Annotated in this window: 10 protein-coding genes; 5 read left to right on the top strand and 5 right to left on the bottom strand. The window is 68.5% G+C overall.

Annotated elements, in window-relative coordinates; genetic code table 11:
- Positions 1-148: 148 nt before the first annotated feature.
- The 4 genes from AC3A6M_RS17925 to AC3A6M_RS17910 are packed head-to-tail and all read right to left on the bottom strand — an operon-like array spanning position 149 to position 4851.
- Positions 149-1375: a M20 family metallopeptidase gene (locus tag AC3A6M_RS17925; RefSeq protein WP_487854121.1), complete on the bottom strand. Its 1227-nt coding sequence runs from the start codon at positions 1373-1375 to the stop codon at positions 149-151.
- A gap of 2 nt (positions 1376-1377) precedes the next feature.
- Positions 1378-3153, bottom strand: a complete 1776-nt coding sequence (locus AC3A6M_RS17920; protein WP_487854077.1) for an allantoate amidohydrolase — start codon at positions 3151-3153, stop codon at positions 1378-1380.
- A 2-nt stretch (positions 3154-3155) separates the two neighbouring features.
- Positions 3156-4100 (bottom strand): allantoinase PuuE, encoded by a 945-nt coding sequence (gene puuE, locus AC3A6M_RS17915; RefSeq protein WP_487854076.1) that lies wholly within the window; start codon positions 4098-4100, stop codon positions 3156-3158.
- 31 nt (positions 4101-4131) lie between these two features.
- Complete coding sequence (locus tag AC3A6M_RS17910) at positions 4132-4851, bottom strand: GntR family transcriptional regulator (RefSeq protein ID WP_487854075.1); 720 nt, start codon at positions 4849-4851, stop codon at positions 4132-4134.
- 133 nt (positions 4852-4984) lie between these two features.
- Between AC3A6M_RS17910 and uraH the strand changes: the two genes are divergently transcribed.
- The 4 genes from uraH to AC3A6M_RS17890 all read left to right on the top strand — a co-directional run bounded on the left by uraH (position 4985) and on the right by AC3A6M_RS17890 (position 9224).
- A complete protein-coding gene (gene uraH, locus AC3A6M_RS17905) occupies positions 4985-5341 on the top strand; it encodes a hydroxyisourate hydrolase (RefSeq protein WP_487854074.1) in 357 nt (118 codons plus the stop codon).
- 197 nt (positions 5342-5538) lie between these two features.
- The gene (locus AC3A6M_RS17900; protein ID WP_487854073.1) at positions 5539-6792 is read left to right on the top strand and encodes a urate hydroxylase PuuD; all 1254 of its coding nucleotides are present in this window, start codon (positions 5539-5541) and stop codon (positions 6790-6792) included.
- 75 nt (positions 6793-6867) lie between these two features.
- Positions 6868-8370 carry a nucleobase:cation symporter-2 family protein gene (locus tag AC3A6M_RS17895; protein WP_487854072.1) on the top strand — a complete coding sequence of 501 codons (1503 nt, stop codon included), beginning with the start codon at positions 6868-6870 and terminating at the stop codon, positions 8368-8370.
- Positions 8367-9224: an outer envelope protein gene (locus tag AC3A6M_RS17890; protein WP_487854071.1), complete on the top strand. Its 858-nt coding sequence runs from the start codon at positions 8367-8369 to the stop codon at positions 9222-9224. The genes AC3A6M_RS17895 and AC3A6M_RS17890 overlap by 4 nt, the downstream gene beginning before the upstream one ends.
- A 9-nt stretch (positions 9225-9233) precedes the next feature.
- Here the strand turns inward: AC3A6M_RS17890 and AC3A6M_RS17885 are convergent, their stop codons facing one another.
- Positions 9234-10820, bottom strand: coding sequence for an MFS transporter (locus tag AC3A6M_RS17885; RefSeq protein WP_487854070.1), 1587 nt, complete (start codon positions 10818-10820; stop codon positions 9234-9236).
- Positions 10821-10952: 132 nt separating this feature from the next.
- Here AC3A6M_RS17885 and AC3A6M_RS17880 point away from each other — a divergent pair, with 132 nt between their 5' ends.
- The gene (locus AC3A6M_RS17880) at positions 10953-12446 is read left to right on the top strand and encodes a DUF3943 domain-containing protein (protein ID WP_487854069.1); all 1494 of its coding nucleotides are present in this window, start codon (positions 10953-10955) and stop codon (positions 12444-12446) included.
- Positions 12447-12460 lie beyond the last annotated feature (14 nt).

The raw sequence follows: 12460 nt of genomic DNA, 5'->3' as shown, positions 1-12460 counted from the left end.
AAGTTTGTTTGCGTGTCGACTGCGCCGGCAGAACTTGGGTCCCCGCCTGCGCGGGGACGACGTTCATGGGGCTTGGGTCCCCGCCTGCGCGGGGACGACGTTCATGGGGCTTGGGGCCCCGCCTTCGCGGGCACGGCGTTTGCGGGTCTCAGTCCAGCAGGTCGAACAGCGTACGGGCAATCACCTTCGTCGCCCGGCGCAGGTCTTCCAGGTCGATATGCTCGTCCGCGCGCTTGGCATTGCTCTCGCCGACCGTGCGCGGACCCGCCCCGTACAGCACCGCCGGAATGCCATGTTCGCCGAACAGGCGCGCATCGGTGTACAACGGGGTGCCGGCCGCTTCGATCGGCTCGTCGAACACGGCGCTGGCGTGGCGCGCCAGGGCGTCGACCATCGGGCGGTTGCCGTCCAGCGGTTGCAGGGCATTCGCCAGCAACAGGCGCTTGATCTCGATGCTGATGCCCGGGCAGCCGGCCACCGACTCCTGGATCAGGCGGCGCAGGCCGGCTTCGACTTCGGCCGGGTTCTCTTCGGGGATCATGCGGCGGTCCAGCTTCAGCACGACCTTGCCCGGGACCACATTGGTGTTGGTGCCGCCCTCGATCAGGCCGACGTTCAGGTAAGGGTGGTTGATGCCCTTGACCTGGCTGCGGGTCTGCTTGTACAGGGTGTTCTGCTGGTACAGCGCGACCAGGATGCGGGTCGCGGCCTGCAGCGCGTCGACGCCGGTTTCCGGCACGGCCGCGTGGCCCATCTTGCCGTTCACCGTCACTTCCATCTGCAGGCAGCCGTTGTGCGCGGTGATGACCTGGTAGCTGAAGCCGGCCGCGATCAGCAGGTCGGGCTTGACCAGGCCCCGTTCCAGCAGCCAGCCCGGCCCGAGCTCGCCGCCGAATTCCTCGTCGTAGGTGAAGTAGAGCTCGACGCCGCCCTTTAGCGGCGCGCCCAGCGCTTCGAGGGCGCGGGTGGCGAAGGTGAAGGTCGCGAAGTCGCACTTGCTGACCGCGGCGGCGCGGCCGTACAGCTTGCCGTCGGCGATCTCGGCGCCGTAGGGCGGATGGCTCCAGCCTTCGCCCGGCGGCACCACGTCGCCATGGGCGTTCAGGGCCACGGTGCGGCCGGCGCCGTACTGGCGGCGCACCACCAGGTTGGTGATGCTCTCGAGCCCGGCGCCGCGCACAGTCTCGGCCGGCACCGCATGCTGCTCGGCCTCGAAGCCGAAGTCCTTCAGCAGCTCGGCGGTGCGCTCGGCGTGCGGCGCGTTGTTCCCCGGCGGGGTGTCGGTGGGAACGCGCACCAGCTCCTGCAGGAAGCGCACCTCCTCGTCGAAGTGGGCGTCGATCCAGGCGTCGAGGGTCTCGTAGGGCGTAGTCATGGTCATGTCGGGTCCGTGGCAAGTTGGTCAAGGAGGGCTTGGAAGGCACGCACGCACAGTTCGGCGTCGTCGTTGGTGATGGATTCGAGCGGGTTGTGGCTGATGCCGGCGTTCTGGCCGCGCAGGAACAGCATCGCCTGCGGCATCACCTGGTGCAGCATCATGGCGTCGTGGCCGGCGCCGCTGGGCAGATGGAATACCGGCAGGCCAAGGGATGCGACGGCGCGCTCCCACCGGCGGCGCAGCCCTTCGTCGCAGGGCGCGGCGGCGGCGCGCATGGTTTCCTCGAGCGTGAACGACAGTCCGCGCCGTTCGCAGATCGCGCGCAGCGCGTCCTGGATGTCGCGCGCGCAGGCATCGCGCACGTCGTCCGTGGTGGCGCGCACGTCGAGGCTGAAGCGGCAGCGTCCCGGCACCACGTTGATCGAGCCGTTCGGCACTTCCAGCATGCCGACCGTGGCGACCAGGTCGGGCACGGCGGCGGCGCGCTTCTCGGCGAACAGGACCAGTTCGGCGGCGCCGGCGGCGGCGTCGCGCCGCATCGCCATCGGCGTGGTGCCGGCGTGGCTGGCCATGCCCGCGATCTCGCCCAGGAAGCGCACGCTGCCATTGATCGAGGTGACCACGCCCAGCGGCAGGTCGGCGTCGTCCAGCACCGGACCCTGTTCGATATGGGCCTCGACGAAGCCGAGGTAGCGGGCAGGGTCGCGCTTGAGGGTGGCGATCGCCTCGGGATCCAGGCCGGCGTCGCACATCGCTTCGCGCATGCTGATGCCGTCGGCGTCCTGCTGCTCGAGCCAGGCCCGGTCGAACTGGCCGGTGAGGGCGCCCGAACCGAGGAACACGGCCTTGTAGCGCTGCCCTTCCTCTTCCGAGAAGGCGACCACCTCGATGCCGTAGGGCAGGCGGCGGTCCTGGCGGCGCAGTTCGCGCACGCAGGCCATCGGCACCAGGATGCCCAGCCGGCCGTCGTACTTGCCGCCGTTGCGCACGGTGTCGTAGTGCGAGCCGGTCAGCAGGCGTCTGGCCTGCGGATCGGCGCCGTGGTAGACGCCGACCACGTTGCCGACCGCGTCGATGCGGGCTTCGTCGAAGCCGCAGTCGTCGATCATCCAGCGCGCCAGCTGGCTGGCGCAGGCGCGGTGGGCGTCGGTCAGGTAAGTGACGCACAGCTCGCCGCGCTCGTCGTAGCCGGGGTCGCTGTGCGCGGCCAGCTGCTCGGCCCAGTCCCACACGCGGTTGCCGAGCACCGGCTCGTGGCCGAACTTGTCGTCCAGGCGGATCTCTGCGATGCGGTGGATGTTGCGCAGCGCCTCGGCGAATTCGAAGCCGGGTTGGTTGCCCAGGCGTCGCGCGAAGGTCGCGATGATCTCGTGCTTGCCCAGGCCAAGGCCGCGCGGGCCGCGTACCGCCAGGATGAAGGGGAAGCCGAACCTGGCGTTGTAGTCGGCATTCAGGCGCTGGATGGTGGCGAATTCCTCCGGCGTGCAGGCGGTCAGGCCGGCCTTGTTCTGCTCGTTGGTCGATTCGGCCGTCAGCGTGTTCGACACCATCGCCTTGCCGGCCAGTTCCGGGTGGGCGCGGATCAGGCCCAGCTGGTCTGCATGCGGCGCATTGCGCACCGCCTCGGCCAGCGCGCGCTTCAGGTGGGCCAGGCTGGCGAAGGGCCGCTGGCGCCAGGCCCGCACCGCGATCCACGGCGAGTGTTCGTAGACGCCGTCCAGCAGCGCGGTGAATTCGGCCTCGTCGGCGGCATTGAGACGTTCCAGGGTCAGCATCTTCACTCCCATGCGAAGGCGGTGTCGGGGTTGTAGGGATGCACGCGCTTCCAGTGGCGCGCGATGTCGATGCGGCGCGCGACCCAGACCCGGTCGTGCTGTTCGATGTAGTCGAGGAAGCGCTGCAGCGCACGGAAGCGGCCCGGACGCCCCAGCAGGCGGCAGTGCAGGCCGATGCTCATCATCGAGGGACGGTCCGCGCCTTCCGCGTAGTGCACGTCGAAGGCGTCGCGCAGGTAGGACAGGAAGGGATCGCCGTGCGAAAAGCCCTGGGGCAGGGCGAAGCGCATGTCGTTGCAGTCCAGCGTATAGGGCACGACCAGCTGCGGCGCCTGGCTGCCGTCGGTCTTGCGCACCGTCAGCCAGAACGGCAGGTCGTCGCCGTAGTAGTCGCTGTCGTATTCGAAGCCGCCGTAGTCGGCCACCAGGCGGCGCGTGTTGGGGCTGTCGCGGCCGGTGTACCAGCCGAGCGGGCGTTCACCTAGCAGGCGCTCGATCGCCGCCATGCCGCGCGCCATGTGTTCGCGCTCGGTGGCTTCGTCGACGTTCTGGTAGCTGATCCAGCGCCAGCCGTGGCAGGCGACCTCGTGGCCCAGTTCCTTGAAGGCCGCGGCGATGTCGGGGCAGCGCTCGAGCGCCATGCCGACCCCGAAGATCGTCAGGGGCAGGCCGCGCTTCTCGAATTCGCGCAGGATGCGCCAGACCCCGACCCGCGAGCCGTATTCGTAGATCCCTTCCATGCTCAGGTGGCGGTTAGGGAAAGCGGCCGGGTTGAACATCTCGGACAGGAACTGCTCGCTGCCGGGGTCGCCGTGCAGCACGCTGTTTTCGCCGCCTTCCTCGAAATTCAGGACGAACTGCACGGCGACGCGGGCCTGGTCCGGCCATGCTGCATGCGGCGGCCGCCGGCCGTAGCCGTGCAGGTCGCGTGGATAGCTTGGGGTCATGGAGCGCCTCTTGTTCAGGTTGAAGGTGGGTTCAGTGGTTCAGGATGTCGGCCAGGTCGATGCGCTGCTGGTCCATGTCCAGGTTGCGCTGCACATTGCCGAGGTGCCTGTCGACCAGGCGCACGGCGGCCTTCACGTCGCGCCGCTCGAAGGCGTCGACGATGGCGACGTGCTCTTCGTGCGATTCTTCGGCGGACTGGGTGGACTGGCGCATCAGCGCGATCAGGGATGAACGGGTCAGCAGTTCGCTCAGCATCTGCACCAGCACCTGGTTGCCCAGCATGCGCGCCAGCACCAGGTGGAAGTCGCCCAGCAGGCGGGTCCGGCCCGGGATCTCGTCATTCTTCAGCGCCGCCTGTTCCTGCGCGAGGTGGTCGCGCAGCTGGCGGACCTGGGCGTCGGTGATCACCGCGCACAACTGCCGGGTGACGGCGGTCTCGAGGATGCTGCGTACTTCGAACACGTCGCGCGCTTCCTCGGCCGTCGGCTTCGCGACGAAGGCGCCGCGGGCCGGCTCCAGCACCACCAGCCTGTCGCGGCTGAGCTGGTTGAAGGCCTGGCGCACGACGGTGCGCGAGACGGCGAAGATGTCGCCGATCTTCTGCTCGGACAGTTTGGTGCCCGGCATCAGGCGGCGGTCCGCGATGGCATTCGTGATCGAGTCGACGATGCGCTGGGTCGCGTTGCCGGCCGGGGCCGGGGCCTCGATCTGCGACGGGACGACTTTCAGCGGCGGGCGGGAGCGGGTCATGGTTCGCTTGAAGGTTCGGTGATGTCGTGTGGTTGACTTCCTGGATAAAGTGTATACACTTTTTTTGTAAATGAAAACATAAAGTGTATGCAATCCGTCCGATCTACCCACCCCGTACCCACCAAGGAGAATCATGGGACACCTCAGCACCCACGTGCTCGACACGATGAACGGCTGCCCGGCCGCCGGCATGAAAGTCACCCTGCAGGCGCTCGACGGCGCCGGAGCGCGGACCATCAGGACCCTGACCCTGAATGCCGACGGCCGCAACGACGGCGGTCCGCTGCTCGACGCCGGCGCCATGGCCGCCGGCCGCTATCGCCTGGTGTTCGCGGTCGCGGCCTATTTCCGCGGACGCGGCGTCGGGCTGCCTGAGCCGGCGTTCCTCGACGAAGTGCCGATCGAGTTCGGCATCGCGGATGCTGCCGGCCACTACCATGTGCCGCTGCTGGTCAGCCCCTGGGCCTACTCGACCTACCGCGGTTCCTAGTCCGGCAAGGAACACGATAAAATTTTTATATCCACCGATAAAAAAATCGTATACAGTTATTTTCGTCGCCGCGGAGCGCATCGACGGGCCGGTCCGGCCGGTCCACGATGGTTGCGATGATTTGCCCCTCACAGAGCCCGCTGTGGTGAAGGGAACGGTTGGTCTCACGACCTGCCTTTCTTTTCGCCGGAGGCTCCATGGAAACCTATCTGCTCGACTGGGCCAACCTGTTGCTGCGCTGGACCCACGTGATCACGGCGATCGCGTGGATCGGCGCATCCTTCTACTTCGTCTTCCTCGATAACTCGCTGCACAAGCCGACCGCCCCCGACCTGGTCGACAAGGGCGTGGACGGCGAACTCTGGGCCGTGCATGGCGGCGGCTTCTACCACCCTCAAAAATACCTGGTGGCGCCCAAGGCCATGCCCGAGAACCTGCACTGGTTCTACTGGGAGAGCTACGCCACCTGGCTGTCCGGCTTCGGCCTGTTCACGGTGCTCTACCTGTTCAATGCCGGCACTTTCATGGTCGACAGGAGCGTGCATGACTGGTCGTCCGGCGCCGCCGTCGGCACCGCGCTCGCCTTCCTGGCCGGGTTCTGGTTCGTCTACGACATCATCTGCCGCACCTTCGGCCGCAGGAAGCACGGCGACCTGATCGTCGGCGCCTGCGTGTTCGCGTTCGTGGTCGCAGCAAGCTGGCTGGCCTGCCAGCTGTACGCCGGCCGCGCCGCCTTCCTGCTGGTGGGCGCGATGCTCGCCACCTCGATGAGCGCCAACGTGTTCTTCTGGATCATCCCGGGCCAGCGCAAGGTCGTGGCCCAGCTCAAGGCCGGCCAGCCGGTCGACCCGATCCACGGCTGGCGCGCCAAGCAGCGCAGCGTGCACAACACCTACTTCACGCTGCCGGTGCTGGTGGCCATGCTGTCGAACCACTACGGCTGGCTGTATTCCGGCGCGAACAACTGGGCCGTGCTGGTCCTGCTGATGCTGGCCGGCGCCCTGATCCGCCACAGCTTCGTCGCGCGCCACAAGGCCCTGGTACTGGGCAAGCGCGTGCCGTGGGAGCATGCGGTGGCCGGCGCGGTCGCCCTGATGGCCATGATGGCCTGGCTGGTGCCGGCGCCGGAATCCGGGTCGGCGGCGCCGGTGCTGGCCGCCGCGCCTTCCGCCGCCGCTCCTGCCGCGGCCGGCGCAGCCACCGCCCACGACGTCAGCTTCCAGCAAGTGAAGGGCGTGATCGACCAGCGCTGCGTGATGTGCCACTCGGCCCAGATCCAGAGCAAGGGCCTGGCCTTCGACAACCCGGCCTCGATCAAGCGCCATGCGCAACAGATGTACCAGCAGGCGGTCGTCCTCAAGCTGATGCCGCTGAATAACGCCACCCAGATCACCGCCGCAGAGCGGGACTTGCTGAAGCGTTGGTACGAAGAGGGCGCGCCGGTCGAGTAAGCGCGGCCGCCGCCCGACGGGCAGCATGCATTCTTTGGTTTCAAGACAGACGTCAACAATAATCAGGAGACAAGCATGAACCAACACAGCCGCCATCCGGTGGATGAAAGACTGCCCCTCGGGCGCCTGGCCGCACTCGGCTTGCAGCACGTCCTCGTGATGTACGCGGGCGCCATCGCCGTGCCCCTGATCGTCGGCAGGGCGCTGCACCTGTCGCCGGAGCAGGTCACGCTGCTGATCTCGGCGGACCTGTTCTGCTGCGGCCTGGTCACCCTGATCCAGTCCTTCGGCCTGTCCTCGTGGTTCGGCATCAAGCTGCCGGTGATGATGGGCGTGACCTTCGCCGCGGTGGGGCCGATGGTGGCGATCGCGAATGCCGTTCCCGGCGCCGACGGCGCCCGCGCCATCTTCGGCGCCGGCATCGGCGCGGGCGTGCTGGCGATCTTGATCGCGCCGTTGATGAGCCGCATGCTGCGCTTCTTCCCGCCGGTGGTCACCGGCACCATCATCCTGATCATCGGCGTCAGCCTGATGCGGGTCGGGGTGGGCTGGGCCATGGGCGGCCCGGACTCGGCGGCGCAGAGCGTCGACGTGGCGCGCCTGGCCACCATGGTCGACAGCGCGCGCGCCAGCCTGCCCGCGGGCGCAGATGCGGCGGCGATGAAGCTGGCCGGCCCGGTCCCGATGACGCCGAATGCCTCCTACGGCGCGCTGGACAACCTGGCGATCGCCGGCTTCGTGCTGCTGGTGGTGCTGGGCCTGGTGAAATATGCGCGCGGCTTCATCTGCAATATCTCGGTCCTGCTCGGCATCGTCGCGGGCTGCGGCGTGGCCTGCGCGGCCGGCAAGATGCACTTCGATAAGGTCGGCAAGGCCCCCTGGTTCGAGGTGGTGACGCCGTTCGCCTTCGGCATGCCGACCTTCGACATCGTCATGATCCTGACCCTGACGGTGGTGATGGTGGTCGTGATGATCGAGTCGGCCGGCATGTTCCTGGCGCTGTCCGACATGACCGGCAAGGAGATCGGCCAGCAGCAGCTGGCGGCCGGCCTGCGCACCGACGCGCTGGGCACCTTGCTGGGCGGCGTCCTGAACACCTTCCCGCACACCAGCTTTTCGCAAAACGTCGGCCTGGTGGCCGTCACCGGCGTGACGAGCCGCTGGGTCTGCGTGGCCGGCGGCATCATCATGATCGTGCTGGGGATGCTGCCGAAGATGGCGGCGCTGGTCGAGTCGATCCCGCAGTTCGTGCTGGGCGGCGCCGGGCTGGTCATGTTCGGCATGGTCGCGGCGGCCGGCATCCGCATCCTGACCCGGGTCGACTTCAGGGGCAACCGCTTCAACCTCTACATCGTCGCGCTGTCGATCGGCTTCGGCATGATCCCGCTGGTCGCCCCGCGCTGGGCCCAGCAGATGTCGCATAGCCTGCACCCGCTGCTGGAGTCCGGCATCCTGCTGACCGCCCTGGCCGCGGTCACCCTGAACATCTTCTTCAACGGTACGCGCGACATCCCGGCCGGGAGCCATGCGGACGCGGACCATATCGACCATCCGATCGCACAAGGGAGCAAGGCATGAAGCGTCGCCGCAGCCGCAACATCGTCCTGGCCAGCATGTTCGCCGCGATGGCCTTGCCGGCCCTGGCCGCCGACTGGAGCGATACGTCGATCGCGTACCGCACCGGCGGCCGCTTCGCCGAGCCCTTCAACCCCAACGACATCCACAAGGATATCGTGCAGTTCACCCATGCGAGCGGCTACAGGTACGGCGGGAACTTCTTCAACCTGGACATCCTGCTGTCCAACAAGACCGACCCCTCGTCGAAGGGCGCGAGCAGCGGCGCGCAGGAGTTCTACGTGGTTTACCGTCACACGCTCGAATGGGGCAAGGTGGCGGGCGGCGCGCCGCTGCGCTTCGGCCCCGTGAAGGACGCCGGCCTGACCCTCGGCTTCGACGCCAACACCAAGGACGATGCCGGCTACAACTCGAAGAAGCGCATGCTGGTGGCCGGCCCGACCTTCATGGTCGACGCCAAGGGCCTGCTGAACGTCGGCGTGTACGCGCTATGGGAAAGCAACGCGCCCTACAGCACCTTCACCCAGGTCGGCACGCCGCGCTACCATTACGACACCCACCCGATGCTGGGCGCGGTGTGGGCCTTCCCGCTGGGCGCCAGCGGGCTGTCCTTCGAGGGCTATGCGAACTTCATCGGCGCCAAGGGCAAGAACGAGTTCGGCCGCGATACCAGGCCCGAGACCAACATCGACATGCAGCTGATGCTGGACGTGGGCGGCCTGTTCGACGTGAAGCCGAAGCGCTTCCGCGCCGGAGTGGCCTACCAGTACTGGCGCAACAAGTTCGGCAACGATGCCCGCACCATCCCCGGCGCCACGGCCAGCACGCCGATGGTGAAGGCCCAGTACCACTTCTGAGCCGGCAGGCTAGGCCACCAGGGCCTGGATCTCCTCGAGCCGGCGCCCGCGCGTGTCGATGCCGGACCTGGCCAGCAGCAGCGCGGCGGCCAGCATCGGCACGGCGATGGCGAGGGCGGACAGCGGCAGGTCCGCGAACAGTCCCGCCACGCCCAGGCCGGCGCCGAGGATGCCGCCCAGCTTCGAACTGGCGGCGATCACGCCCGATCCGGTGGCCCGCAGGTGCACCGGGTAGATCTCCGAGGCGTACGGGATCAGCGAGGCGATCACGCCGCTGGCCGCGACCAGCAGCGCGCAGGTGGCGATGGCCAGCGCCGACTCGGACGCGATGCCCAGCCAGCCGAGGGCGAAGAAGCCGAGCAGGCTGGCGGCGCTGAGGGCGATGAAGGCGACCAGCGTGCCGACCGAACTCCAGCGGTGGTAGAGCCAGATCACCAGCAGGGTGCCGGGCAGGGCCAGGAAGGCGGCGCGCGCCAGCAGCGCGGTCGCACCGGCGGCGTCCATGCCCATCGCGCGCAGGTTCATCGGCAGCCACAGCAGGAAACCGAAATTCGCCAGGCCCCAGGCCACGCCCGCGACGCTCATGCCGATCGTCAGCGGCGCATAGCCGCCGCGCAGCAGTTCGCGCAGGCTGGACGAGGCCGGCGCCGGTGCGTTGGCCGGCGCCGGACGCTGGTCCGCATCGCGCACCGTGCCGGCAAAGCGCGCCAGCACGGCGCGCGCTTCGTCGTGCAGGCCGCTGGCCGCCAGGAAGCGCGGCGATTCCGGCAGCATGCGGCTGAGCAGGATGATCACGGCGCCGGTCGGCAGGCCCAGCAGCCATAGCACGCGCCAGCTGAAGGACGGCTCGAGCAGGCTGGCCGCGCCGGCCGCCACCAGGTAGCCGGCCGAGTTGCCGATGCCGCCCAGCGCCACCAGCAGCCAGCCGCGGTGCGCCGCCGGGATCATCTCGGCCATCAGGGTGAAGGTGATCGGCAGCAGGCCGCCGGCCGAGGCGCCCATCAGGAAGCACATCGCCAGGTTCCAGTAGAAGGAGGGCATCGCGCCGCAGATGGCGGTGCCGATGAACATCAGCGCCGACAGCAAGATCGTGGCGCGGCGGCCGAAGCGGTCCGCCACCATGCCCCAGACGACGGAGCCGACGGTGGTCCCGGTCAACGCCACCAGCGCCAGGAAGCCGGCGTTCTGCTTCGACAGCCCGTATTCGCTGGTCATCCCCGGCATGACGAAGCCGAGCGTGGCCGGCTTCATCACGTCGATCGTCAGCGCGACCACCAGCACCAGCACCAGGCTCCAGTGGCGCGCATTCAGCGGGATGCCGTCCGCGGCTTCGAACAGCAGGGCGCCGTCGCCGCTGCCGCGCGCACGCAAGGTGTCGATGCGCGGCATCAGGCCGTAGGCCGCCAGCAGCAGGCCCAGCGGAATCAGCGCCATCCCGGCCAGCATCGGCCCGTCCATCTCCATCCCGGCCATCCGGTAGCCCATGTGGGAAGCGCAGACGAACATCGGGATGTGCGCCAGCACGCCGGCGACGAGGGCCAGGGTGCCGCACCAGAAGGCGATGGGGTGATGGAAGGTCAGGCCGTTCGATTTCATGGGCGTCGGGAGGCTGTATTGACGGGCGAAGCCAACGATTATACCGACGTGTAACTTCCTTTCGGCAATCCGTGCGCCATGATTTTCATGCATTAGTTATATTTATGCTAACAGTATTGCCTCGGAATGGACATGAACGCACTAAAAAACCACAGCGCGCCCGCTAAACGCGCCCATCTCCTCTTGCTGGCCCTGGCCGCCGGCGCCGTCCATGCGGCGCCCGACCAATCCGCGGGGCCGGTCGCCACGGCGCGGGCCGGATGGGAAGCGGAGCAGCACCCGAAGGCCGCGCCCGATACGCCATCGGCGCCGCCAGCCCGGCCGGCCTTCGACCAGCCGGCACGGCCGTGGAAGAGCTACGGCGCCACAGCGCTCGAGATCGCCGGCTTCCAGTTCGTGCTGAACCGGGTCGACCATGCATTCGTGAAGCCCGACGACTACGGCGTGAGCGTGGGTTCGTGGCGCCGCAACCTGCGCAGCAGCTGGGTCGAAGACCGCGACCCGTTCGAGATCAACCAGATGGGCCACCCTTACCAGGGCTCGGTGTACTACGGCATCGCGCGCAGCAACGGCCTGGATTTCTGGGAATCGATGGGCGCCGCCTTCGCCGGCAGCGCGGTGTGGGAAATCGCCGGCGAGACCACGCCGCCCTCGCGCAACGACCAGATCACCACCAGTTTCGGCGGCTCCTTCCTGGGCGAGTCGCTGTACCGGATGGCCAACCTGGTGCTGGAGCGAGGCTACGGGTTGTCGCCGCGCTGGCGCGAGGCGGCGGCGGCCGGCATCTCGCCCGCGCTCGGCTTCAACCGCTACGCGCGCCCGGGACGGCACGCGCCGATCTGGGACAGCCACGATCCGGCCGTGTTCGGGCGGGTGCAGCTGGGCGCCACGGTGCGCGCGCGCGGCAACGCCGGCATCTCGCTGGCCACGCTGCGCAACGAACTGGCGGCCGACTTCGCGCTGGATTACGGCCTGCCGGGCAAGGCCGGCTATACCTATCGCCGGCCCTTCGATTACTTCACGTTCCGCCTGCGGATGTCGACCGCGCAGGGCGTCGAGAGCCTGACCTCGCGCGGCCTGCTGTTCGGCGCGCCCTACCAGGCCGGCGACCGGCTGAGCGGCATCGCCGGCCTGTACGGCGGCTACGATTACCTGTCGCCGCAGCTGTTCCGCATCGCCAGCACCGGCCTGACCCTGGGCAGCAACCTGCAATGGCGCCTGGCGCCGGCCCTGACCCTGCAGGCGCATGGCTCGGGCGGCATCGGCTATACCTCGACCGGCACCGTGCGCGCCAGCGCCGCCGGCCAGTACACCTACGGCTTCGCGCCGCAGGCCATGCTGTCGCTGCGCCTGATCGGCGGCGACAAGCTGGCGCTCGACCTCGGCGAGCGCGCCTTCTTCGATGGCAAACTGGCCACGCCCCAGGGCGACGGCAGCGACCGCGTGCTGCGCAGCGAGGCCGCGCTGACCTACCGGGTGCGCGGCCTCCATGGGCTGACGCTCAAGTACCTGAGCTCGCGCCGCAGCTATACCTTCGCCAACACGCCCGGGCGCGAACAGCGCCACGACACGGTCGGCCTGTATTACACCTGGCTGCCGGCGCGCGGGCTGGGCGTCGTGAACTGACGCGCGGTTCGGAA

This window comes from Telluria sp. Soil_C_11 (assembly GCF_057657395.1).
The sequence above is the reverse complement of the archived record's forward strand: the minus strand, read 5'-3'. Positions and strand labels throughout refer to the sequence as shown.